Source organism: Pseudoalteromonas sp. MSK9-3 (genome assembly GCF_003590335.1).
In the GTDB taxonomy this organism is placed as follows: Bacteria; Pseudomonadota; Gammaproteobacteria; order Enterobacterales; family Alteromonadaceae; genus Pseudoalteromonas.
The window spans coordinates 251,052-274,526 of the sequence record NZ_MIET01000027.1; the positions used below are offsets into that span (position 1 = coordinate 251,052).

A 23,475-nucleotide genomic window follows, 5' to 3' on the forward strand; every position below is an offset into this window, starting at 1 on the left:
GTGCTAAAAAGCGAGGTTTAGCTTATGGAAACTGATAACCGCCAATTACAAGTCAAAGATATATTTTCCAACCAATTAGTGTCTTGTTCATGGCATACGCCTTTAACTGATGCAGTAAAGCAAATGAAAGCACACCAAGTGAGTGCTATTTTTGTACTAAAGGGTAATGATATTGCAGGGATTTGGACTGAATCAGACTGCGTAAAATTGAATTTTGAAAATCCGACTTTTACTCACACGCCAATAGGTGCGTTGATGGCGTCACCGGTGCATGCTATTGGCATTGATAAAACTTTAGGGGAGGCAACGATTAAGTTTCATCAACTTGCTATTCGCCACCTATTAGTAAAAGACGAGAATAAGCAAGCCGTTGGAGTGGTGTCACTATCTGATATTGTTCGTAATCAAGGGCTTGATCATTATTTACATTTCAGGCCGATTGAAGAACACTTCGAGCGGAAAGTATGTATTTTGAAAAGTGATGATTGCATCTCACGTGCCATAGAAGTGATGAAAAGTCAGCGTGTTACGGCTGTGCTGGTGTACAACCAAGCGCTTGAACAATATGGCATCGTAACGCAACGAGATATTGCCTATATGGTGCTGAATCCTGATTGGCAAATACATTGCTGGCAATTATCGAGTTATCCCATGCATTACGTGACTCCTAGTGACAGTTTATTTGATGCATATCGATTAATGACCACTAAATCCATTCGACATTTGGTTGTTAAAGACGCGAATACCCATGAGGTGATCGGTTTATTGGGCCTGAAAAATGTGCTTACAGAGATAGAAACCGCTTATTGTAGTGAGCTTGAAAAGGTCTTGGCTCAGCGAGATATTGCGTTACAAAAATCAGAAAAGAATTTGTATTTAGCCAATCGGATCATTGATGCGTCATTAGATGGCATTATGATCACGCGTAGCACAGGTGAGATCATTCAAGTTAACCCAGCATTTAGCGCGCTGACAGGCTTTCATGATTATGAAGTATTGGGAAAAGACCCAAGTATGTTGAGTTCAGGCTTGCATGGTGAGGAGTATTATCAGCAGATGTGGCAGCAACTCAGCGAAAAAGGTGTATGGCAAGGTGAGATCTGTAATCGTAAAAAAAATGGCGATGTCTATGTTGAGTGGCTAACGATCATTGAGATCAAAGAGCCCTATAGTGAAGATGTACTATATGCGGCAATTTTTAGCGATATTACAGAACGTAAAAATGCAGAAGAAAAAATAGTCAGGCTTGCGTATTTTGATGAGTTGACGAGCTTGCCTAATCGACGCTTATTTCATGATCGTTTATCTATGGCACTTGCCAGTGCCCACCGAGATACACAAACTTTGGCGGTGATGTTTATTGACTTAGATCGCTTCAAAGAAGTAAATGATTCTTTGGGTCATAGCGCTGGAGATCAATTGTTAGTGCAAGTGAGTGAACGGATAAAGGCCATGCTTAAAGAAGGAGATACTCTTGCTCGGCTTGGCGGAGATGAATTTGTTATTTTATTAACGGAAGTAAAAGACATCGACAGCGTAGTCAGCTTTGCCAATCGAATTCTGCAGCAATTGAGTATGCCATTTGAATTGGGTGAAGTATGTGTTGCTGCAACGGCTTCTATAGGTGCCGCAATTTACCCTGAAGATGGTTTAGACAGCGAAGCCCTGCTCAAACATGCCGATGTCGCAATGTACCGCTCTAAGGAAATTGGTCGTAATTCATTTCAGCTATACAAAGCCTCGATGAATGCGCGCTCGTTAGAGCGTTTGTCTATGTTGAGCCGTTTTCAAAGTGCGCTAAAGAATAGTGAATTTGAATTGTATTTTCAGCCCTTACAGTGCTTAACCAGTAGTAGAATAAATAGTGTTGAATGTTTACTTCGGTGGCAAGATCCTAATTTAGGCATGATCTCACCTGCACAGTTTATTCCGTTAGCTGAGGAACTTGGATTGATCACTCAATTAGATAAATGGGTGGTCAATCGAGCGTGTGAGCAAATGGCATTTTGGCGTTCTCAAGGTGCAGAGATCCGCCGTATTGCCATTAATATATCGGCGCAATTCTTATCTCAGGGGGATTTGGCTTTAACGGTGGCGAATGCGTTGACTAAACATCGCTTGAAAGGTCAATACTTAGAGATTGAACTGACCGAGAGTAGCTTTATTAGTAACTTACATGAGGCAAAAATGCAGCTAAAACAGCTCAAAAACTTAGGTGTGTCGATTGCATTAGATGACTTTGGTACAGGTTATTCAGCCTTAAGCTACCTGACAAAACTCCCCATTGATATTTTGAAAATTGATGCCAGTTTTATTGCTAAAATTCCAGATGAGTATGGCAATAGTGAAATTGTCAGTGCCATTATTGCGATGGCTAAAGCACTTAATTTACAAGTTGTTGCTGAAGGTGTTGAAAAGCCAGAGCAGCGCCAGTTTTTACAAAAACTGGGCTGTCATACTTTACAAGGCTATTTGTTTTGTAAACCTCTGGCTGCCAATAACTGGATGAATTTTTACAACTCAGTAAAGCTCACTTCATAAGAAGTGAATTTACGGATGTTGATCACACCGGTATCGAAAATAAGGTATTGGCCTTTTATACCTTGTAGTACACCACTGACTTCTGGATTTTTATCAAAGTTAAATGAGGTAACTTTGCTTGGGAATGTCTCGACTGGAAACGATAAATCGATAACATCTTCATCGAGCTTTTCAATGGCCGTTGCACCAAATAGCTCTGCAAGTTCATCTAATTTTGCTTGTATCTGGGGGATCAACTGAGCTGCAGCCACTTTTAAATCAGCATCAACACTGATCCCTTTTAACATATTACGCCAATTTGTTTTATCGGCAATAAACTCAGCTAAGGCGACTTCAACCAGTCCTGATTGTAATCTGGTTTGTACTTTAAAAATGGGTAATGCTTGTGTTGCTCCCTGATCTATCCAACGTGTAGGGATCTGAGTATGGCGTGTAATACCGACCTTTAAACCCGAAGTATTGGCCAGATAGACATAGTGAGGAACAAAGCAGTTATTCTCACCCCATTCAGGTTCTCGACATGTTCCTTGATCATAATGGCAGGTTTCCGGCTTCATGATACACATATCGCAGCTAGCAAGCTTTTTCATACAAACGAAGCAGTGGCCTTGAGAGTAACTCTTTTTGGTTTTTTTACCGCAGTTACTACAAAAAATATTGCCAGTATGCGTCAATGTGATTGTTTTACCCATAAAGTCATTTAAGTTAATGAGTTCATCCCCAACCGGAAGTTGGTATTGGATAGGATTGGTCAGTTGTGCTTTTAATTTGCTCAAAGTACCTTGCATCTTTACGCCCCTAAAGATGTTTAAAAAAGTAATATTATCAAAGCGCGCGATGCAGCGCGAATATTCGAAAAGAATTTATGAATACAACAGAGGAAAAAGGCGCAGTATGGTCTGCGCCTTTAAGGTAATCAATTGCTTAGTATTTAGCGGCTTTGTCTGCGCTGGGTAATGACGCTTTTATAAATTCGCGTAATTCCTGATTTGACTTTTCAAGGTCGGCTCGACGTAAATACATCATATGGCCTGAACGATACCCTTTAAAGCTAAGTCTGTCGCGCATTTTTCCGCTTGGATCAAGTTGCCAAAGGGTGTATTTAGCATCAAAGTAATTGGTTGCTCCATCGTAATAACCTGCTTGGATCATCACATTCAAATAGGGATTCTGTGCCATCGCTAATCGCAATTGTTCACCCGTCTTATTATTGCTGCGGTCCCAAGGATGCACGTTACCAAACATATTGTATTTTACGTCGGTTTTATAATTTAGCTCTTCTCTCAAATAATAGTTAATCGCAGGGGTAAATGAATGCAACCACGATGTAAGTTCTGGCCAGTAATCAGGTCGAGATCCGGCATCTCTTTTATCAATACCTAAATAGCGAGAATCTAAGCGACCCAATGTATAACCCTTATGACGCAATAGCTCTTTCCAAAACGCCGCATTTGGAATATCAAGGTTGTTTTGTGCAACAAATTTTTCAGACAAACCACTGTATTTAGCTACTTGTGTAATGGTGTGTTGTTTTTCTTGTTCGCTAATAAATGCGCCTTTTGCGAGCGCGGGTAAGTATTGATCAATGGTATAGCTTTCAACCTCTTCCAAGACCTCAAGCAAATCTTTATTTTGTAGCTCGGTGGTGAGGGCTTTGTGGTACCAGGCTGCAGCAGCGAAATAAGGGAGTCTATTAGCCGCTTTGACTGGACCATCACGCTTGATACCAATATCGGTTGGCGAGACTAAAATTACCCCGTTAATATACATCCATTGCTGATTTTGCAAAGCATGAGCCAGCCCAGAGACACGGGTTGTGCCATAGCTTTCACCAATGAGAAATTTGGGTGAACGAAAGCGGTTGTGACGATTAACAAAGGTATTTAACCATTCTGCTAAATACGTTACGTCGGCATTTACACCAAAGAACAATTTCTTTTGCTCTGCTTTACTTGGCATTTTGCCATCTTTGTTGGGTAATATTCGTGAGTAACCGGTATTTACAGGGTTCACAAAAACAATATCTGCCACATCAAGTACTGAAAACGGGTTATCTTGCAAACCGTATGGCTGCACTGGGTAACCTTCTTCGTCAATGTTAAGCACGCGAGGCCCGGTATAGGCAACATGCATCCATACCGAAGCCGAGCCTGGACCACCATTAAAAGAAATCAATAATGGGCGTTTACTGTCGTCTTTGATTTTATCTCTTTTGTAATAGGTGTAGTGTAAAGTTGCAATAGGTTGCCCTTGCGCATTCCATACCGGCTGGGTACCCGTATTGACGGTATAACTGATCTTTTGATCATTAATGGTCGCTTTATGCTTGGTGATCACGTGGCTATCAATGTCGATGGCTCGTGCATGCTCGCTGGCACTGGCGTTATAACAGACCAAGGTCAGTATAAATAGCAATATTGTAACGGGTTTCATAATAATCCTATGTTTTGCAATTGATTAATTAAAGAGGAATATTCTATATATTGCAAAGGATTTGAGTTTAAATGGCTAGATGGTGAGACTATTGCTTCTAATGAAAATAGCCTAGGTACAAATGCTAAGTTGATTGTAATTTGTAACGTGTTTGTGGTTTTTTTTGTAACAAAAATCGCGTATATTTACGACTTTATTATGTCGCATTAAAGTATTTAGTCGTTTAAATCCTTGAATCGTCCCATTTCTCTTAGTAGTTATAGAGCCTCGTTACCATGCAAAGAGTTTTAATTGTTGAAGACAGTAAAGTGGTACAGCAAGTGCTGCGTCATTTAGCCAGCTTATATTTAGAAGTTGAAATAGACTTTGCGTGGTCTTTAAAAGAAAGTCGAGAATACTTGAGTAAGCATCAATATACATTGGCCTTGGTCGATTTGACGTTACCCGATGCTATGGATGGAGAAGTTGTTCAACATACGCTAAGACAAAATGTACCTACCGTGGTGCTCACGTCAAAAATTGATGAGTACAGCCGTCAGCAAATGCTAGAGCTCGGTGTGGTTGATTATGTTATCAAAGACAACCGTGACTCATATTTATACGCTGTAAAGCTGGTTTCTCGCCTTCTGCGTAACCAAGGCTGTAAAGCATTGGTTGCCGATGACTCGATGATCAGTCGTGCAGTTATGCGACAAATGCTCGAAAAGCAGCTGTTTACTGTGCTTGAAGCACAAGATGGTGAGCAAGCATTACATATGCTTAAAGAAGATTATGAGATCAAGCTGCTATTAACGGATTATGCTATGCCGACCATGGATGGCTTTGAGTTAGTTAAAGCCATAAGAAATAATCGAGGCCGAGATGAATTGGCGATTATTGGCCTGTCAGGGGCAGGGAGCCATGGTTTGTCGGCTAAGTTTATTAAATTTGGTGCCAATGATTTCTTAGCAAAGCCTTTTATGAATGAAGAGTTTCATTGCCGCATAATGCAGACTATGGAGCAATTAAATTTAATTGCTGAAATTAAAGAGTATGCACACCGAGATTATTTAACGGGTTTATATAACCGCCGCTTCTTCTGTCAACAAGCTGAAAAATTGTTTAAGGCAAAACCTGACCAGTATATATTGGCGCTGCTTGATTTAGACCTATTTAAAAGTATTAACGATGAATATGGTCATGAAGGTGGGGACTCAGTTCTAACCCAAGTTGCTGATTTACTTAAAAGTGCATTTAATCATTGTACAGTTGCTCGGATCGGCGGGGAAGAGTTCGCTGTGGTGCTACCGGGCAATGATATGCAAGTGGCAGAGCGGGCAATGAATGACTTTCGTGACCGTTTAGCAAAAACACAGTTCGATATTAATGGTGAAATATTGTTTAGTACGGTGAGTATCGGCTTAGCATTTTGCAACCATGGTTCTCTTAGCCAAATAATGCGTGCAGCGGATAAAGCACTCTATCAAGCCAAAGCTCGGCAACGTAACTGTGTGGTGGTCCATAGCTAGCGCACCAGTTCAGCTCATAAATAAATAGAATGCACCTTCATGGTGCATTTTTTATACGCCTCGCAATATTAAATATATTAAGTCTTTCAAAATAAACAATAAAAAATTATGGCATAAAGGTTGGATTACCCCTGTGTACAGGATAAGCCTGTCCTAAGGGGACGAACAATGAAAATGATAAGTGCAATAATAAAACCATTTAAATTGGATGAAGTACGAGAAGCACTTGCCGATTTAGGCGTGGAAGGGATGACGGTGGTTGATGTTAAAGGGTTTGGGCGTCAGCGAGGTCATACTGAGTTATATCGAGGGGCTGAATACCAAGTGGATTTTATTCCCAAAATTAAGCTAGAAATTGCCACTCGAAGTGAAAACACACAGCGTGTTGTAGATGTATTAACACAAGCAGCACACACAGGGAAAATTGGTGATGGAAAAATATTTGTTTACGATTTAGATCAAATAGTGCGGATCCGTACTGGTGAACTAGACGAAGAAGCTATCTGAGGAACCATCATGGAAAATGCAATAATAGAACTGAAGTTTTCATTAAATACTTTCTACTTTCTTATCTCTGGCGTACTGGTTATGTGGATGGCGGCGGGTTTTGCCATGCTCGAAGCTGGGCTTGTCCGCTCTAAAAATACCACTGAAATATTAACCAAAAACATCGCGTTATATGCCATTGCATGCACCATGTTTTTGCTGATTGGCTATAACATTATGTACGTGGGAAATACGGAGGGCGGAGTCGTCCCTGAGTTTGGTGCTTTGATTGGTGCAGCAAGCACCGATGCCACCCATGCGTTAGAGGCTGATTTTTTCTTTCAAGTGGTATTTGTTGCAACAGCCATGTCGATAGTATCTGGCGCAGTCGCTGAACGTATGAAATTATGGGCATTTTTAGCCTTTACAGTCGTATTGACCGGCTTCATCTATCCGGTCGAAGGGTTTTGGACATGGGGTGGTGGGTTTTTATCACAACTAGGCTTTGTTGATTTTGCCGGTTCTGCCATTGTGCATGGCGCGGGGGCTGCTGCTGCATTGGCGGGTGTATTATTGCTGGGTGCGCGCAAAGGGAAATACGGTCGTAACGGTGAGATTTACCCGATCCCAGGCTCAAATATGCCTCTGGCAACACTGGGGACTTTTATACTGTGGATGGGCTGGTTTGGCTTTAATGGAGGCTCTCAACTCTTTTTGGCAGACAAAGAAAACGCAGTTGCGGTGAGTCAAATACTTTTAAACACGAACGCGGCGGCGGCCACAGGGGCAATTGCCGCATTGTTGGTGTGTAAAGTTTTGTGGGGTAAAGCAGATCTAACGATGATTTTAAATGGTGCGTTAGCTGGCCTAGTGGTTATTACTGCTGAACCTGCGTCTCCGACTCCGTTAATGGCGTGCTTATTAGGATCATTAGGAGGCTCGCTGGTGGTATTTAGTATCGTATTTTTAGATAAAGCGAAGGTAGATGATCCTGTGGGAGCGATTTCAGTACATGGTACTTGTGGCATGTTGGGGGTCATGTTAGTACCGCTGTCTAATAGCGATGCTACTTTTGGTGTGCAGCTAATTGGTGTGCTCTGTATTTTAGGCTTTGTATTTGTTGTGTCTTATTTGGTGTGGGCACTCTTAAAAGCAACAATGGGAATTAGAGTGGGTCAAGAAGAGGAAATAAATGGCATGGATCAACATGATTGTGGTGTCGATGCGTATCCTGAATTTGTGAGTGTGCGTTCTCAGTAAACTTACTTACTCTATATCAGAATATTTACGGGCCTAAGGGCCCGTTGTGACTTTCAGGTCTGGTTAATCTGAGGTAACCTACGCTTATCAACTATTTAATATTTCTTTTTGTACGGTAGGCATGGCAGAAAAAAACGCAGGTTCTAAAAAAAGCACTGATAAAGTCAGTAAGTCAGCCACTAAAAGCAGCGCAAAAACAGCAAAGCCAAAACCTAGAAAAAGAGCAGCCAAAAAGCCGACCAATGCCCCTTTGTTACAACGAATTAAGCAGCGTACATTGCGTACCATCTGGAACTTAATTTGGAAAGGGAGTTTAGCATGTATTGTGGTCGTGGCGTTTTATGTAGTGTATCTCGACGCCAAAATCACCAAACAATTTGAAGGGAATAAGTGGCAACTGCCAGTGCAGGTGTATGCACGTGCTATGAATTTTTATCCTGATCAGTACTTGTCAGAAGATGAGGTGTTATGGGAATTAAAACGCTTAAATTATTCACAAGTTAATCGAATAAACCGCACTGGGCAATATGTGCTGCAAGGGCGAACCATCGAGGTGCATCGACGCAGTTTTAATTTTCATGATGGCAGTGAGCAAGCTCGTACCTTTACTTTAAACTTTGCGGGTAAAAAGCTAGCCAGCATTGTTGATCAAAATGGCCGTAGGGTTAATTCAGCCCGATTAGAGCCCGTTCAAATAGCCCGTATTGGTAATGAAAGTAATCAAGACCGTGAATTTGTGTCGTTAGAAAAATTCCCGAATATTCTCAAGCAAGCATTATTGGTAGTCGAGGATCGAGATTTTTATGAGCATCATGGTGTATCACTGTGGTCGATTATGCGCGCATTCTATACCAATATTAAAGTCGGCCGCACCGTGCAAGGGGGCAGTACACTCACTCAGCAATTGGCAAAAAACTTTTATTTAACACGAGAGCGCTCCATCGTGCGCAAAATTAATGAAGCCTTTATCGCATTAATTTTAGATTACAGGTACAGCAAGGATGAGATACTTGAAGCGTATCTTAACGAAGTATATCTAGGCCAAGCATATAACCAAGGTGTTCATGGCATGGGCTTAGCTGCTGAGTTTTATTTTGCAAAGCCGGTTGATGAGTTAGAGTTTGATCAAATTGCGTTATTGGTTGCGATGGTTAAAGGGCCTTCTTATTATAATCCGCGACGCTACCCTGAACGCGTGCAAGAACGCAGAGATCTGGTCTTACGTTTGCTGGCAGAGTCCGGCCATATCAGTACCAATGAATTTCGCTTAGCGTTGGCACGACCTATCAAAATTCAAACATTGAAAAATAGCTTACACAAGAGCTACCCGGGATACCTAGAACTGGTTAACCGAGAGTTGAAAAAGCGCTTGCCAAATCAAGAAATAGTGAATGCTGGGGTGCGTATTTTCACGTATTTCGATTTGCAAAAACAAACGGCCATGGAGCAATCAATCGGCGCTGGGTTACCGTATTTAGAAAGGCGGTTTAAAACCAAGCAACTAGAAACCGCCATGATTTCAGTTAACATAGAAAAAAGCGGTGTGTCGGCATTGGTTGCGGGTAGGGAGGTGCGCTACAACGGCTTTAATCGAGTATTAGATACCAAACGTAATATTGGCTCACTGGTGAAGCCTGCAGTATATTTAACGGCGTTAGAGCAATCACAATACAACTTAGGCACGTTATTAGATGATTCTCCGCTACAAGTAACAGATGAAGCTGGCGATACTTGGCAACCTGAAAACTTTGATCATAAGTTTAGAGGATATATGCCATTGTTTAGGGCGTTTAGTCGCAGTATTAATATTCCCGTGGTGAATCTAGGGCTCGATATCGGGGTTCATAACGTTGCTGAATCACTAAATAAACTGGGAATAGAAGACACGATAAATCAATATCCTTCTTTATTATTAGGCGCGATAGAGCTTTCTAGCTTTGATGTGGCACAAATGTACACCACCATTGCAAGTGGCGGGCAATATCGAAAATTAACCAGTATTTCGGCGATGACAGATGCGGTTGGGCGGGTTTTATATGAGCATGATGTTGATGCACAGAAGCGATTTTCTGCAGACGCCAGTTATATGACAAAGTATGGATTAAAGCGGGTAACGAAAGATGGTACAGCACGGCGTATTAATGCGCACTTTCCGTCAATTCAACTTGCAGGAAAAACGGGCACAAGTAATGATCTACGAGATAGTTGGTTTGCTGGATTTGATCATAATACGGTAACCGTTACTTGGTTAGGGCGAGACGATAACCGTCCAACAGGTTTGACCGGTGCCAGCGGTGCGTTAGAGTTATACATCCGTTATTTAAAGCCTTTAAACCCACAAGCCATTGCAGATACAAGACCTGCTGGCGTTCGCTGGGCTTTTGTCAATGAAAAAACAGGCAAACAAGCGCCACCAGGGTGCGGTAAAGTGATCCAATTACCGATACGAACCAGCGAATTTGAACCTAGGCCTAAATGTGCTCAATAACTTAGGCCTTTATATAGTCGGGTGGCTATGTTTTAAATTGATCCATCGCGGTTTGTAAATTAGTCGCCATGGTTGAGAGCTTGTGTGCCCCCTCTTGAGTGGCTTCGGCAGATACCAACGTATGCTCGGCAAGACTGCTTATTTCACTTGAATCAGCCAGTGCTTGCTGGGTTGCACTAGACTGCTGTTTAACTAAGTCTGAAATAAGGTGCCCTTGCTGATCAATGTCGATCATACTTTGCTCTGCGGCTTGGAGCACTTGATTAGTTTGATTGGCAGCATTGACGCCGAGTTCCATTTTTTCAACGCTATTGCGCATTTTGCTTTGCGTATCGTTCGATGCATTTTGGAGCGAACTAATAATGCTGTGGATCTCTTCTGTTTGCTGTTGTGTGCGCTTTGCGAGTGTGCGTACTTCATCGGCAACAACCGCAAAACCACGACCTTGTTCTCCGGCCCTTGCAGCTTCAATGGCTGCATTGAGTGCCAATAGGTTTGTTTGCTCTGCGATTTCACTAATAGCAGCACTGACCTTACTGATATTTTGACTGTCTTGCGCGAGTTTATCGAGTGCGCCTCGGCTTTCTTCAAACTCCAATTGTAGCTCTGTCATATGGCGAGCCAATTCAGTGGTATTGGTTGTGCCTTGTTTTACGTGCTGTGCTGCTGTGCTCGCAAGTTCAGTTGCATGTTGTGCAGAGGTCTCAACCGAGTCGGCAGAGTGTGCCATTTCACTTAAAGCACTATGAATAGTTTGAATCTTATTTTGTTGCTGGTCAACGTCATCACGGGTGTCTTGGCTGATTTGACTGAGTTGTTTGGTCGCAGTGTGTAGGTCGCCACTGGTCACATTCACGTCTTCTAATAAATGCACGAAGGCATCAATAACCTTATTGTACTGCTCGACGATGATAGACATTTCATCTTTACCATGGGCTGTTGCTTTGGCACTTAAATCGCCACCGGCCGCTCTTGCAGCAGTACGAGAAAAGTTTGAAATGCTATCTGATACTGCGAAATAGAACCCTAACATTAAATAGATGGCAATTAATAAACTAACAAGTGCAGCAAATGCGACGGTATTTCGGATCAAGCGCTGCTGTTCCAGCTTCTGAGTTAGCAATGTTTTTAATTGTGGGGTTGCAGCGTTAACTAACGCATTGACGTCATTCAGCACATTTTGATGAAAGCGAGAAAACTGACTCGCGCTGAGCTCTAGGTTATCAGGCTCCAATAACTTATTGGTGACGGCATTTTTGTATTCATCTAAGCTTTTCTCTAGTGCATCCACATGTGGCTGTAACACTTTTTTTGTACTTGGCATTGCATGTAGGGCAACGAGTAGCTTACTTTGCAGTTGTTCGTTAAAAGTCGGTAACCCCTTGTTCAAATTAGACAGTGCAATAAAGCTATCTGGTGTGAAGCGACCAGCATTGATCACTTTATTAGCTTGCTCTGCGACAGCATTGATTTGAGCCAGTAGGCGAGGCGTGGATTCAACAAGCGTTCTATTGATATAAGAGCGAGTTAAATTATCATCGATTGCCAGTTTAGATTGAATGGATACGAGCTCAAGTACCGAAGAATCTTGCTGAGTTATTAATTGAAAACCAGCACTTTCAGCGACTTGCTTATTATTGTCGGGCCGTGCCTGCATGATATTAGAGAGTAACTTTGGATAAATACTTAAGCCATGTTGCTGTTCTTTGCTCACTCGTATCGAGTCAGACAATATGTTGGTTAGAAAAAATAAGCTTAAACTCAATGGAACCAGTAAAATACCGAACACTAAGGTTATTTTTGTTTTGTATTTTAATTGCGCCATAAATTGAGTCGCAGGCGCGCTGAGCGTTCTTAGTCCTTGCATATTGTTCACTTTTGAATGTTAAAAATATTCGAGAAGAGTAGACCGTGTAATGACTAATATTAGTTCAAAATAAAATAGACAGGCATAAAAAAAGCCCTTTCGGGCTTTTTATTCAATAATTTACTGTAACAACTCTGAGTGTATTACAATTTAGCAAAGGCACGTTGCGCAGCAGCGATGGTATTTTGAATATCTTCATCTGAGTGCATTGTACTCACAAACCCAGCTTCAAATGCTGAGGGGGCTAAGTAAACACCTTCTTCTAGCATTAGATGGAAGAAGCGCTTAAAACGCTCTAAATCACATTCTGTTGCTTGCTGGTAACTGGTAACCGACTTCGCGTCAGTGAAGAAGAAACCGTACATGCCACCGGCAAAATTGGTGGTTAGTGGAATACCTGCGGTATCAGCAGCTTGCTGAAAGCCTTCGCATAGCGCTTTACTTTTTGCTTCAAGTTCATCATGCAAGCCTTCAGCAGATAAAAGCTCTAGTGCTTTTAATCCGGCGGCCATAGCTATTGGGTTACCTGATAAAGTACCGGCTTGGTATACAGGGCCAACAGGGGCAATATAATCCATAATGGCGTGTTTACCACCAAATGCACCGACAGGCATACCGCCACCAATCACTTTTCCTAAGCAGGTTAAATCTGGTTGGATATCGTAGTAAGCTTGAGCGCCACCAAGTGCCACCCGAAAACCTGTCATGACTTCATCAAAGATGAGTACTGCGCCGTGTTCATCACACACGTCACGTAAACCTTGCAAGAAACCAGGCTCAGGGGGAATGCAGTTCATGTTACCTGCAACCGGTTCCACGATAATACAAGATATTTCATCTGGGTACTGTGCAAAGATGGCTTTCACTTCATCTAAATTATTAAATGATACGGTGAGCGTGTGTTTGGCAAAATCTTCTGGGATCCCAGGGGAGCTAGGCACGCCCATGGTGAGTGCGCCTGAGCCTGCTTTAACTAATAAAGAATCTGCATGGCCATGATAACATCCTTCAAACTTGAGGATTTTGTCACGATTAGTGTAGCCTCGCGCTAAACGAATAGCGCTCATAGTGGCTTCTGTACCAGAACTTACCATACGTACTTTTTCAATTGAAGGAACTAGCTCTTTGACTTTTTCTGCCATAAGAATTTCAGCTTCAGTTGGGGCGCCGTAGCTTAGACCGTTTTCTACTGCGGCTAACACGGCTTGTTTTATCTCTGGGTGATTGTGCCCTAAGATCATCGGTCCCCATGAGCCAACGTAATCGATGTAACGATTGTTGTCGGCATCGTAGGTAAAAGGCCCTTCTGCTTTGGTAATAAACAAAGGTGTACCGCCGACACCATTGAATGCTCGCACAGGAGAGTTTACACCTCCTGGAATAGAGGTTTGTGCACGAGAAAATAAATCTTGGCTTATGGTCATGTTAAATTCCTATCTGCTTAGCTATTACGCTTACGGCTGAACCAAGGTACATCTGCTTCATACTGAGTAATTTGGTTTTCTACGCCAAGCGTTAATGCAAACAACGCCATTCTGATCAAGACACCATTTTGTACTTGACGGAATATTGCGAGGTTGTCGTTATTATTGAGATCATTGTCTAGTTCATTTGCGTCACTGCGGCTATCACGCGGCAGCGGATGCATTAATACGGAGTTTGGTTTGCAGTGCGCATTGTAAATTGCTTGGCTGATCCGAAAGCCACCACGGTATTTATTTGCTTCTTCTTGAGAAGGGAAACGCTCTTCTTGAATACGTGTTTGATAGACGATATCAGCGGCTAGGTTGCCTTCCATTTGTGACACGATTTCTATTTTATGACCGGCGTTGCTGACACTATCTAAGATGTAATCGGGCATCTGTAATCCGTCAGGTGCAACCATACTGAAGCGAATATCTTTATAGTGACAGAGTAATTTTGATAAAGAGTGCACTGTGCGGCCATATTTTAAATCACCCACCAGAGCAATATGCATTCCATCGATTCCACGCTCAAAACGACCCAGCTCTCGATCTATTGTCAGCAAATCTAATAAGGCTTGAGTTGGGTGCTCATTTGGCCCGTCACCGCCATTAATTACGGGAACGTCTGAGCCTGTCGCAAATTCTGCGACTGATCCTGCATCAGGATGGCGCATCGCAACGGCATCAGCATAAGCTGAAATGACACGTGCAGTATCGTAGAGAGATTCACCTTTTGCTAATGCAGAGCTTTGCATACCTGTTGTCTCTCGGACAATACCACCGAGTAAGTTAAATGCAGTACCAAAACTCACTCGTGTTCGAGTACTTGGTTCAAAGAATAGGTTGGCTAAGATAGCGCCCTCTAAAACACGCGTACGCTTATGCTTTTTTGCATAAGGTTCCATTTGTTTTGCGACAGCAAAAATATGCTCAATTGCCTCTCGGTCCAATTGATTTACGGAAAGAATGTTTTCACCTTGGAAACTTAACATGGGGTGGTTCCTAATCACTGATTGACAACGGGCTTGCGGCGCAGCAAACCACCATCATAACGTGCATGCAGTCGCATGGTTATTTGGCGCGCCATTGTAACACAATTAAAGGCTTGGTTTGAGTACCGCGAGCAATACAATTGCAAGTAATACCAGCACTGGAAACTCGTTAAAGTAACGATAGAAGCGATCGCTTCGTTTATTTCTGTCATGCTTAAAATCAGCGAGTAATTTAAAGCAAAAGCCATGGTAAATATAAAGGATGATCACCAGTACTAATTTGTAGTGTAGCCACATACTGTACCGGAACCACTCACGTCCATATTCAACGATAGTTAATACGCCGAAAACCAGAGTTAGGATTGCAAATGGGGTAACAAAATAAAGTAATCGACGCTCCATTATTTTAAGCATAGCACTGCATGACTTTTCTTCGGTCATTGCGTGGTAGACAAATAATCTAGGAAGATAAAAAATCCCCGCAAACCATGCGATCATAAAAAAGAGATGTAACGCTTTGAAAGTTAGAAGTAAGCTCATTGTGCCCTCAATATTAAAGTAAACTATTACGCGTGGTTAAAATGTGACGGATATGATCCCAGCGTAATATCCCCATTATTTGTTGATTATCTTTTTGATTGTAAATATATACTGCGCCACTGCGTTTATCTTTGAGTACATCAAATGCGTCTGACAAGGTTGCTTGACTGCTCAGGCCTTGAAGCGGAATATAAGAAATATTCATGCTTTGATCACTCATTAAATTTAGGTCATATTCAGCTAACCGATAACCGTGTTCTTCATCATAAACGATCAGCGGGGTTTGACTATTAACAGCGTCGAGTGTTTCTTTTATTTGTTCTTTATCATCTGAATATAACAATTTAAATTGTTCGTCCATGTCATCCATTATCCCCACTTTTTGCAGCGCTTCGCTGGCGGGAGAAACTTGATAAGGTAAGCCCTGAAAATCAAGTTGCTGTAAAAAAATAGAACGATTACCAAACACTTGCAGTGCAGTCACATAGGCGGTAGAGATCACCAGCATTGCAGGTACGATGATTTCTGGACTAGAGGTCAATTCCATTACCGCAGTTAATGCCGCCAAAGGGGCATGCAAGGTAGCCGCAAGTAACCCTGCCATGCCTAATACGCCATAGGTGCCGCTGACATCAACCCCTGGGGTAATAAACTGAGCAAAAAAGGACATTAACGTGCCCATAACAACCCCAAGTCCGATAACGGGACCAATTAACCCGCCTGGTATACCGAGCCCTATCGCAAATAACGTAGCAAGCAATTTAGCGATGAGTATTGTTGTGAGTAATTGAATGTTTTCTGGTGAATCTACAGCGATGGTGATCGCACTCATCCCTGACCCCATTGCTTGAGGCACCATATAGCCGATAAGGCCCGCAATTAGCCCAGCTAACATTAGTCTTGGTAACATGCTCAATGGTTTAAATGTTTTTATAATGAGCATAAGATTTTGATTAAAACTAAAGGCGACGGCACCGAGAATTGCGCCACACAGAATTAAATAAGGGTAGTGCCAAAAGCTCAAAGGCGTGATATTGATTAGTGCCAACTCAGATCCTGCGCCAAATACAAACTGCGTTGCTAAGGCCCCCGTTACTGCGGCGAGCATGATGGGCACAAAAATATGTATTTTGTATTCTCGTAAAACGACTTCCATTACAAAAATAACAGCAGCCAGCGGTGTGTTAAATGACGCCGCTATACCCGCAGCGACACCACAGCCAGCCAGTGTACGAGAGGCATTCATAGGTAAATGTAACCGCTCAGCTAAAATACTTGCACCGGTAGCTCCCATATGAACAGAAGGACCTTCACGGCCAACAGAAAAGCCACTTATCAGTGCTACAGCTCCGCCAAAAAATTGGTTCGCGGTATTCCAAATCGGCATTTGTCCGTAGTGATGTTTGATACGGTGGATCACAAAAGGAATACCCAGTCTATAATGCCTAAAGCCTGTTAAATTAGCGAATAGGGCAATCAGTAAAGCGGCCAAAACAGGTAGTGCAACACGTTGAAACTCAGGGAGTTGCGAAAAATGATCAGGAGAGTCTAGAAAGGTTGATTGCACGAGTACAATGGTGAGACGAAATAATATGATCAGAATAGCCGCAATTAGTCCTGCACACACACCGAGTAAACACAGTTGCACGGATGTTTTGGGTTTGGCCAAACTACGCCGTAATGTATCCAGCGACATATCTTAATTCCATGTCATATTAAAGACTTAAGTCTATCAAAAAAATGTCACTTCGTCTTATTGAGAAACTGAAATTTTATGGCAAGAATTACCTGAATACTTATGAGAAGTGAACGTCATAATGAGGAATTTAGCAATAGTCTGCGAAGCGTGTTTGATATGGGGGTATTTTAATCAATTAAGGTGTTGTGACTATACTTGATTAAAACACTCGGGTATTAGATAATCCAGCTATAAAATGTACAAGGGTCGAAAAGTATGTCTGAACAGTTACCAATTCAATTTAGTGATGCTGCGGCGCATCGCGTAAAAGAGTTAATTGAAGAAGAAGAGAATCCTGAGTTAAAGCTGCGTGTTTATGTAACTGGAGGTGGTTGCTCTGGTTTTCAATATGGATTCACTTTTGATGAAAAAGCCAACCCTGGCGATTTAGAAATTGAAAAAAATGGGGTGGTCATGGTTGTTGACCCGATGAGTATTCAATATTTAATTGATGGTGTGGTGGATTATACTGAAGGGTTAGAAGGCGCACGCTTTTTTGTAAGTAACCCAAATGCAACGACAACCTGTGGTTGTGGGGCCAGTTTTAGCGTTTAATTAAACCCCACAACTTGAAATGAAGAGGCCACGAATTAGCGTGGCTTTTTTTATGTCTTTGTCACTTGGATCATTAATGTAAAGAATCCTAATACAAAAGAACTAAATGCGAGTATGTAGATAAATCCTTGCTTCCCTTGTTTCAGTGGAACTCGATTACTGCGTAAAAACCAAAACCATCCTATACATAATAAAATAGGTAACAAAAACAGCACTCTAAACATAAAAGATTCTCTTCTTTAGGTTTACCTATCCTTTTAAAAATCTAAGCCTTTGTTTTAAATGAAAAAATAAATTATTTCATTTTCTGGTGCATTTTATAAAAAATTTGTTAAAGTTAATGCCTGAACATGCTTGGATAAAAAGTCGGTAAAAAGTTAAATTTTAATTAGGTGTTAACAGAAATATAGGCTATACCTAATTTGGTACATAGGAACAAATGATAGATTTTTTGATCATGCCTATGGTATACAGTACACCGCTGATGTGAGACGGGCAAATTTCATATCGGTGTAATTTAGAATAATCATCGAGTAGGAGATGTTAAGTATGATGGGTAAAACGGTTTCTTCAGAAGAAAACGGCAAGTTAACAAAATGGTTAAAATCGAAGCGTCATGAAAAAGGCCATACAATGCGCAGCCTTGCGCAGGTTCTAGGCACACCGCACTCTTTTATCGGTAAAATTGAAAATCAAGAACGTCGTTTGGATGTGATTGAATTTTTACGCTATTGCGAAGCATTAGAAGTAGACCCGTATGAAGGTCTTAACTTAGTGAATAAAGACGAAGACTAATTAAATAAGTTAGCGTAAGAAGGTGCAAGGAACTGCACCTCAATTCTCTCACTCTTACGTTACTTTTTTGAAAGATGATATGCAGACTCAATGTCATACAGCTTATGACGTATCATATAAAGTAGCAATAATGATGGTATTACCATTAATGCAGTTATCACAAAGAATAACGCCCAATCCCCTTGTAACCAATCATCAATTACCACGCCACTATAGCTCGACATAACCGTTCGTCCTAAGCTTCCTAGCGAGGCTAGCAAGGCATAATGTGTCGCACTGAATGCGCGGTCACACATCATCGAGATAAAGGCGACCATTGCAACTAACGACCAAGCTTGTGTAAAGCCATCAACCACGATCGCCATAGCATATAAATGCTCTTGAGGGCCTGCTACAGCGATCCATGAAAACATAAGGTTAGAAGCAGCCATTGCTAAGCCGCTGATAAATAGCCCTTTTACAATGCCATACTTATGGTTAAAAATACTGCCCAAAAAGGCGAATATAATGGTGATAACACCCGTCCCTAGCTTCGAATATTGGCCAATTTGACTGTTACTGAATCCAATCTCTTTATAGAAAACAATAGACATTCTTGCTAAAAACGATTCACCTATTTTAAACAAGAATATAAATAGCAATAATGCGAGCGCTGTTTTGACGCCGTTTTTAGTGAAAAAGCTTTTAAAAGGCTCTATGAGTGTCACTGCAAACCATGCTAATGCTTTATTTATGGCACTTTGTGAGTGGCCTAAGCGAGCTTGGTAAGCTAACTCTAGCTGTTTGTGAATATGATCCCTTTGTGATTCTGGCTCTTTAGCAAATAATGTAACGAGCACGAGTAGCCCCATAATAATCCCAAGCACTAAATAAATTCTTGGCCAATCGAAAGCTGGTGAGTCAGCCAAGAAAAAAGGGATCGCGCCGAGTAATGCATAGCCACTCCACCACCCAGAGGTGGCCATAGCGGCAGCCGCAGTGGCTTTTTCACTTTCTGCTTCAGGTAAGATATCTATACGGTAGGCGTCAATCGCAATGTCGTGTGTCGCTGAGGCAGCCGCAATAATAAAACACAGTAAGGCGGCACTGAATAAGTTATCTTTGATGACGATATAAGACATGCCTAGGGTTGCAAGCATAGTGATCACTTGGCAAGTTGCGATCCAGCTTCGTCTTTGGCCTAGCATGGCGGTTAATCTTGGGATCTTGACGCGATCGAGCAACGGTGACCATAAAAAGTTAATTGTATATGCGCCGAAGACGATACCAAATAAGCCTATCATACTGCGGCTTAAGCCTTCATCTTTAAGCCATGCGGACATAACTGAACCGATTAAAACCCAAGGGAAGCCACTGCTGATCCCCAACATAAAAATAGTGACCAATCGTCGGTCTTTATAGTAACCCAAATAGTCACGTAAACTTGCTTTGAGGATCATTGGTGTGCTTCTTGTTTAGTTTAAAGTTCTATTGCTTTGAGCACGGCAATATCGAAAATAATAACCGGAGTCTTGGGGATAAATGTGTAGCCGAGTTTTTGATTGTAACCTGTCTCTACTTGCATTATTTTGTCGAGCGTTTCATAGCCTTCAACAACATTACCGAATACTGCGAAGCCCCAATCACGGCCCGGGTTTAAATGTTTATTGTTATCCATATTAAAAAAGAACTGACGCGTACCTGAGTGTGGTTTACTGTCTTGGTATGCCATTGCAACGCTATAAATATCATTTTTCATACCATTACCACTTTCGTTAAATATAGGCGGGCGTTCGAACATACCATCATAGTCTTTATCATATCCGCCTCCTTGAATAACAAAGTCTTGTTCATTGGCATCATCGCGTTCAACACGATGAAAGACGGAGCCTTTATAGTCACCATTGATGACATACGTTAGAAAGTTGTTTACGGTAATAGGCGCACGAGAACGATCCAGCTCTAAAGTCACTTTGCCAAGACTTGTGGTGATCTCAACACGAGGAAACAAATTATCTTTTTGTACAAAGCGTCCTTCTTTATTCGCCGCAAAGGCGAGGTTAGAAAATAGCGCTACGATCAAAATAAACCACATTCTTTTCATGTTATTGTCCTTGTAATAAGTTGATAAGTGCTTGATCAGATACAATGCGCGTCAGCATTTTCTTCGTCAAGCTGTTTAATTGTGATTCGACTTTTGCTTGCTCGTGTTTTAACGGCCCTGTAATTTGCGATTGGCCTGTATAACGTTTTTCAAACGTATTGCCATTAGCGGCAGCAATCACCAACCAATCTGCAACTGCGTTACTTTCATGTTGCGTGAGACTTTCTGTTATTTTGCTATGAAATGCATTGATTTGTAACGTGATAGTATGGCGTGAAGTAGGTAAGACTGTTGCACCATTACTGGTGAGTGCGTCTAAAAAAGCGTTTTGTATTTTTACTGGCAAACTGGCATCGGGTAAATATACAGCGGGCTCTTGATTGAGTACTTTGATTGTGAAATTGGTAATACGGTGATCGACAACCTTTGCTTGTAGTACACTGTTAATATTACTTATTTTTCCACTGGTATAAACTGGGTTTAAAATAACGGATTTTGGCGCTGTTGCACACCCTGACAGTGTGAAAAGGCTGATAAATAGAAGACACAGTTTTAACATGGATTAACCTCTTTTTGTTGCGCTTAGTACGGTAAACTTTTTGTTATTTCCGATAATTTTGCAATTGCCAAATAGTCGATTTAATTTTTCTTGATACTCCAAATGGCGATTTCCAATAATGCGCAATTCACCACCTTGTTTTAGCGTCTGCTTGGCTTGTATAAACATTTGCCAAGCAATGTGATCAGTGATGGCTTGCGCTTGATGAAACGGAGGGTTACATAACACTAAATCAGCTGAACCTGGTGTGAAGTCCGTTAGGCAGTCATTTTGAATAAAGGTACAGTTACTGCTTTGCTCAGGTAAGTTATGCAGTACATTCTGCTCTGCACTTGCAACAGCCATGGCAGATTCATCCACAAATGTCAGTTTAGCATTTGGCATTTTGGCGAGCGTTAAAAGGCCTATTACGCCATTGCCACAGCCAAGATCTATGACTTTTATTGGCTTTTTACCTTGTGGCAAGTAGTTGGCAAAAAAGCGCGCACCAATATCGAGTGAATCTCTTGAAAATACATTAGCATGATTGTAAATAGTAAAGTCTGTTTTTTCTAAAGCCCAGCTAATTGGGAACTTGTCTTTGACTGGCTTGCCTGTGCTGGTGGCAAATATTAGTCGAGATTTTTTAACGGCTAAACTGGTTTTCGGTTCAGATAAAAAGTGGGTGACACTTTTGAGTGTGGAACTGTGTATTTCTTTAACTTTCCCCGCAATGATAACTGGAATGTCAGCCGCTAGTTGGCTAATTTGGGCCAACTGATGCTGCATAAAGCCAGCATTTTTAGGTACTTTCATTAAAATCAAATCAACATCTTGGGGCAGCGACGTTAAGCTATTTTGAGAAGTAACGTGTTCTGCATTAAGTGTGTTCTCAGCTAAATTGTATTGGCATGCTTGATGGCTAACAAATGAGTCTGATACGCAAGTTACTCTGATCGTTGGGTATTGAGCAATAAGTGCTGCTGTAATGGCGCCAAAAGCGTCATTCAAAACCAGTGCATGTTGAGGGGCGCAATGATGCTCAAAAGTGTAATCTAGTAAATATTCATCAGCCGAATCCCACGCTTGTAAACTGCGATTTTTTTGTTCCAGTGGAAAACGGTGTAGTGTAAGGTGATGCTCACCCAGTATCGCGTCAGTTGTCATAATCAATATAGTAGCAGTCATAGAGAATAGGAGAATGGTATCATGACATTGCAAAACCCTGAACTGCTCTTGCCTCATGGCTTCGACTATATAAAGCAGGTTATGAGTTATAGCAAAGGGATTGCTTTGTATGAGTACTTGGTTGCGAATCTAAACTGGCAACAGCCACAAATTCAAGTATTCGGTAAGTTACATCGCATTCCTCGGTTGCAAAGCTTTATTGCAGACAATGACGTGAATTACAGTTATTCAAAGCAGACTTTAAGCTCTGAGCGCTGGCCTAGTGTGTTAGATGATATGCGGATGCGATTGCAAAAGACGTATGGGTATCGTTTTAATGCGTTACTAGTCAATTGGTACCGAGATGGTAATGACTGTATGGGCTGGCATAGTGACGATGAACCCGAACTCGGTATTAATCCGTTTATTGTGTCTATTTCGCTTGGTGCGTCAAGAAAGTTTGTCATTAAAGAGAAGGCCTCAAAAACGACTTACAATATCTTGCTCGAAAATGGCAGTGGTTTACTTATGCACAGCACCAGTCAATCAGGGTATCAACATGCACTTCCAAAACAAACCCGGGTGAAAGGTGGGCGTATAAATTTAACCTTTCGTAGTGTTGGTCAATAGCAAGCAAAAGCGTATAGTAGCCCTAAATTCCAAATTTATTGAAGGACTTGAAATGTCAATGCAACAACACATTCACGCTAAGCTTGCTGATGCAGTTGCGTGTAAGCATTTAAATGTGGTGAATGAAAGCCATATGCATAGCAGAGGTGAAGAGTCTCATTTTAAAGTCGTCATTGTAAGTGAAGAGTTTTTAGGGAAGCGCTTGTTACCGCGTCACCGTATCGTTAATGAGATCTTAAAAGATGAACTCGCTAACCATATTCATGCGCTCTCTATCCATGCATATACTCCTGACGAGTATAGTGAAAAAAATGGACAAACTCCTGATTCGCCAACATGTTTGGGTGGTTCAAAGTTTGATAAGTAGCTGATCAGACCTGTGTTTGTC

General features: G+C 41.6%; 20 protein-coding genes. 9 read left to right on the forward strand and 11 right to left on the reverse strand.

Annotation, left to right across the window (positions count from 1 at the left end):
• Positions 1-24 precede the first annotated feature (24 nt).
• Entirely contained in the window at positions 25-2,541 is a 2,517-nt protein-coding gene (locus tag BGP78_RS12460; RefSeq protein WP_119861661.1) for an EAL domain-containing protein, read from the forward strand.
• Here BGP78_RS12460 and BGP78_RS12465 read toward each other — a convergent pair.
• Together BGP78_RS12465 and BGP78_RS12470 are read right to left on the reverse strand one after the other, a co-directional pair.
• Positions 2,514-3,329 (reverse strand): DUF2797 domain-containing protein, encoded by an 816-nt coding sequence (locus BGP78_RS12465; protein WP_119861662.1) that lies wholly within the window; start codon positions 3,327-3,329, stop codon positions 2,514-2,516. The two genes, BGP78_RS12460 and BGP78_RS12465, sit on opposite strands and share 28 nt — an antisense overlap.
• A 136-nt stretch (positions 3,330-3,465) precedes the next feature.
• Entirely contained in the window at positions 3,466-4,974 is a 1,509-nt protein-coding gene (locus BGP78_RS12470; RefSeq protein ID WP_119861663.1) for a S10 family peptidase, read from the reverse strand.
• A gap of 275 nt (positions 4,975-5,249) precedes the next feature.
• On the opposite strand from BGP78_RS12470, the gene BGP78_RS12475 reads away from it, so the two are divergent.
• The 4 genes from BGP78_RS12475 (at position 5,250) to mrcB (ending at position 10,716) form a co-directional block, all read left to right on the forward strand.
• Positions 5,250-6,482, forward strand: coding sequence for a diguanylate cyclase (locus tag BGP78_RS12475; RefSeq protein ID WP_119861664.1), 1,233 nt, complete (start codon positions 5,250-5,252; stop codon positions 6,480-6,482).
• A gap of 168 nt (positions 6,483-6,650) precedes the next feature.
• Positions 6,651-6,989 (forward strand): P-II family nitrogen regulator, encoded by a 339-nt coding sequence (locus BGP78_RS12480; RefSeq protein ID WP_119861665.1) that lies wholly within the window; start codon positions 6,651-6,653, stop codon positions 6,987-6,989.
• A gap of 9 nt (positions 6,990-6,998) precedes the next feature.
• Positions 6,999-8,228 (forward strand): ammonium transporter, encoded by a 1,230-nt coding sequence (locus BGP78_RS12485; RefSeq protein ID WP_119861666.1) that lies wholly within the window; start codon positions 6,999-7,001, stop codon positions 8,226-8,228.
• Between the two features lie 121 nt (positions 8,229-8,349).
• The gene (mrcB, locus tag BGP78_RS12490; RefSeq protein WP_119861667.1) at positions 8,350-10,716 is read left to right on the forward strand and encodes a penicillin-binding protein 1B; all 2,367 of its coding nucleotides are present in this window, start codon (positions 8,350-8,352) and stop codon (positions 10,714-10,716) included.
• A gap of 25 nt (positions 10,717-10,741) precedes the next feature.
• On the opposite strand, the gene BGP78_RS12495 is transcribed toward mrcB, so the two are convergent.
• From BGP78_RS12495 to BGP78_RS12515, 5 genes are all read right to left on the reverse strand, one after another.
• Positions 10,742-12,583, reverse strand: a complete 1,842-nt coding sequence (locus BGP78_RS12495; protein ID WP_119861668.1) for a methyl-accepting chemotaxis protein — start codon at positions 12,581-12,583, stop codon at positions 10,742-10,744.
• 143 nt (positions 12,584-12,726) lie between these two features.
• Positions 12,727-14,007 carry a glutamate-1-semialdehyde 2,1-aminomutase gene (hemL, locus tag BGP78_RS12500; RefSeq protein WP_119861669.1) on the reverse strand — a complete coding sequence of 427 codons (1,281 nt, stop codon included), beginning with the start codon at positions 14,005-14,007 and terminating at the stop codon, positions 12,727-12,729.
• 17 nt (positions 14,008-14,024) lie between these two features.
• On the reverse strand, positions 14,025-15,041 hold the full coding sequence (locus tag BGP78_RS12505) for an aspartate carbamoyltransferase (RefSeq protein ID WP_119861670.1): 1,017 nt from the start codon (positions 15,039-15,041) through the stop codon (positions 14,025-14,027).
• A 105-nt stretch (positions 15,042-15,146) separates the two neighbouring features.
• Complete coding sequence (locus BGP78_RS12510) at positions 15,147-15,581, reverse strand: CopD family protein (protein ID WP_010362829.1); 435 nt, start codon at positions 15,579-15,581, stop codon at positions 15,147-15,149.
• A 13-nt stretch (positions 15,582-15,594) separates the two neighbouring features.
• Complete coding sequence (locus BGP78_RS12515) at positions 15,595-17,277, reverse strand: chloride channel protein (RefSeq protein ID WP_119861671.1); 1,683 nt, start codon at positions 17,275-17,277, stop codon at positions 15,595-15,597.
• A gap of 258 nt (positions 17,278-17,535) precedes the next feature.
• Here BGP78_RS12515 and erpA point away from each other — a divergent pair, with 258 nt between their 5' ends.
• Entirely contained in the window at positions 17,536-17,874 is a 339-nt protein-coding gene (gene erpA / locus BGP78_RS12520) for an iron-sulfur cluster insertion protein ErpA (RefSeq protein WP_010362831.1), read from the forward strand.
• Positions 17,875-18,423: 549 nt separating this feature from the next.
• Entirely contained in the window at positions 18,424-18,669 is a 246-nt protein-coding gene (locus tag BGP78_RS12525) for a helix-turn-helix transcriptional regulator (RefSeq protein ID WP_010362832.1), read from the forward strand.
• Positions 18,670-18,728: 59 nt separating this feature from the next.
• Here BGP78_RS12525 and BGP78_RS12530 read toward each other — a convergent pair whose 3' ends face one another.
• Genes BGP78_RS12530 through BGP78_RS12545 form a run of 4 tightly spaced genes read right to left on the reverse strand, consistent with a single transcriptional unit; the run spans position 18,729 to position 22,457 of the window.
• Positions 18,729-20,108: an AmpG family muropeptide MFS transporter gene (locus BGP78_RS12530; RefSeq protein ID WP_119861672.1), complete on the reverse strand. Its 1,380-nt coding sequence runs from the start codon at positions 20,106-20,108 to the stop codon at positions 18,729-18,731.
• A 20-nt stretch (positions 20,109-20,128) separates the two neighbouring features.
• Positions 20,129-20,752 carry a peptidylprolyl isomerase gene (locus BGP78_RS12535; RefSeq protein WP_119861673.1) on the reverse strand — a complete coding sequence of 208 codons (624 nt, stop codon included), beginning with the start codon at positions 20,750-20,752 and terminating at the stop codon, positions 20,129-20,131.
• A 1-nt stretch (position 20,753) separates the two neighbouring features.
• Positions 20,754-21,311: a YajG family lipoprotein gene (locus BGP78_RS12540; RefSeq protein WP_119861674.1), complete on the reverse strand. Its 558-nt coding sequence runs from the start codon at positions 21,309-21,311 to the stop codon at positions 20,754-20,756.
• Positions 21,312-21,314: 3 nt separating this feature from the next.
• Positions 21,315-22,457, reverse strand: a complete 1,143-nt coding sequence (locus BGP78_RS12545; RefSeq protein ID WP_119861707.1) for a methyltransferase — start codon at positions 22,455-22,457, stop codon at positions 21,315-21,317.
• Between the two features lie 42 nt (positions 22,458-22,499).
• On the opposite strand from BGP78_RS12545, the gene BGP78_RS12550 reads away from it, so the two are divergent.
• The gene (locus BGP78_RS12550; RefSeq protein WP_119861675.1) at positions 22,500-23,087 is read left to right on the forward strand and encodes an alpha-ketoglutarate-dependent dioxygenase AlkB; all 588 of its coding nucleotides are present in this window, start codon (positions 22,500-22,502) and stop codon (positions 23,085-23,087) included.
• Between the two features lie 52 nt (positions 23,088-23,139).
• A complete protein-coding gene (locus tag BGP78_RS12555) occupies positions 23,140-23,454 on the forward strand; it encodes a BolA family transcriptional regulator (protein WP_119861708.1) in 315 nt (104 codons plus the stop codon).
• Positions 23,455-23,475: the final 21 nt, after the last annotated feature.

What these genes read in the sequence shown, in the direction of transcription:
- BGP78_RS12475 (WP_119861664.1), top strand. Translation starts at nt 5,250, where the DNA reads ATGCAAAGAGTTTTAATTGTTGAAGACAGTAAAGTGGTACAGCAAGTG.
- erpA (WP_010362831.1), top strand. Translation starts at nt 17,536, where the DNA reads ATGTCTGAACAGTTACCAATTCAATTTAGTGATGCTGCGGCGCATCGC.
- BGP78_RS12530 (WP_119861672.1), bottom strand. Translation starts at nt 20,108, where the DNA reads ATGATCCTCAAAGCAAGTTTACGTGACTATTTGGGTTACTATAAAGAC.
- BGP78_RS12495 (WP_119861668.1), bottom strand. Translation starts at nt 12,583, where the DNA reads ATGCAAGGACTAAGAACGCTCAGCGCGCCTGCGACTCAATTTATGGCG.
- BGP78_RS12465 (WP_119861662.1), bottom strand. Translation starts at nt 3,329, where the DNA reads ATGCAAGGTACTTTGAGCAAATTAAAAGCACAACTGACCAATCCTATC.
- BGP78_RS12540 (WP_119861674.1), bottom strand. Translation starts at nt 21,311, where the DNA reads ATGTTAAAACTGTGTCTTCTATTTATCAGCCTTTTCACACTGTCAGGG.
- BGP78_RS12515 (WP_119861671.1), bottom strand. Translation starts at nt 17,277, where the DNA reads ATGTCGCTGGATACATTACGGCGTAGTTTGGCCAAACCCAAAACATCC.
- BGP78_RS12470 (WP_119861663.1), bottom strand. Translation starts at nt 4,974, where the DNA reads ATGAAACCCGTTACAATATTGCTATTTATACTGACCTTGGTCTGTTAT.
- BGP78_RS12505 (WP_119861670.1), bottom strand. Translation starts at nt 15,041, where the DNA reads ATGTTAAGTTTCCAAGGTGAAAACATTCTTTCCGTAAATCAATTGGAC.
- BGP78_RS12460 (WP_119861661.1), top strand. Translation starts at nt 25, where the DNA reads ATGGAAACTGATAACCGCCAATTACAAGTCAAAGATATATTTTCCAAC.
- BGP78_RS12545 (WP_119861707.1), bottom strand. Translation starts at nt 22,457, where the DNA reads ATGACAACTGACGCGATACTGGGTGAGCATCACCTTACACTACACCGT.
- BGP78_RS12550 (WP_119861675.1), top strand. Translation starts at nt 22,500, where the DNA reads ATGACATTGCAAAACCCTGAACTGCTCTTGCCTCATGGCTTCGACTAT.
- mrcB (WP_119861667.1), top strand. Translation starts at nt 8,350, where the DNA reads ATGGCAGAAAAAAACGCAGGTTCTAAAAAAAGCACTGATAAAGTCAGT.
- BGP78_RS12480 (WP_119861665.1), top strand. Translation starts at nt 6,651, where the DNA reads ATGAAAATGATAAGTGCAATAATAAAACCATTTAAATTGGATGAAGTA.
- BGP78_RS12555 (WP_119861708.1), top strand. Translation starts at nt 23,140, where the DNA reads ATGTCAATGCAACAACACATTCACGCTAAGCTTGCTGATGCAGTTGCG.
- BGP78_RS12485 (WP_119861666.1), top strand. Translation starts at nt 6,999, where the DNA reads ATGGAAAATGCAATAATAGAACTGAAGTTTTCATTAAATACTTTCTAC.
- BGP78_RS12525 (WP_010362832.1), top strand. Translation starts at nt 18,424, where the DNA reads ATGATGGGTAAAACGGTTTCTTCAGAAGAAAACGGCAAGTTAACAAAA.
- hemL (WP_119861669.1), bottom strand. Translation starts at nt 14,007, where the DNA reads ATGACCATAAGCCAAGATTTATTTTCTCGTGCACAAACCTCTATTCCA.
- BGP78_RS12510 (WP_010362829.1), bottom strand. Translation starts at nt 15,581, where the DNA reads ATGAGCTTACTTCTAACTTTCAAAGCGTTACATCTCTTTTTTATGATC.
- BGP78_RS12535 (WP_119861673.1), bottom strand. Translation starts at nt 20,752, where the DNA reads ATGAAAAGAATGTGGTTTATTTTGATCGTAGCGCTATTTTCTAACCTC.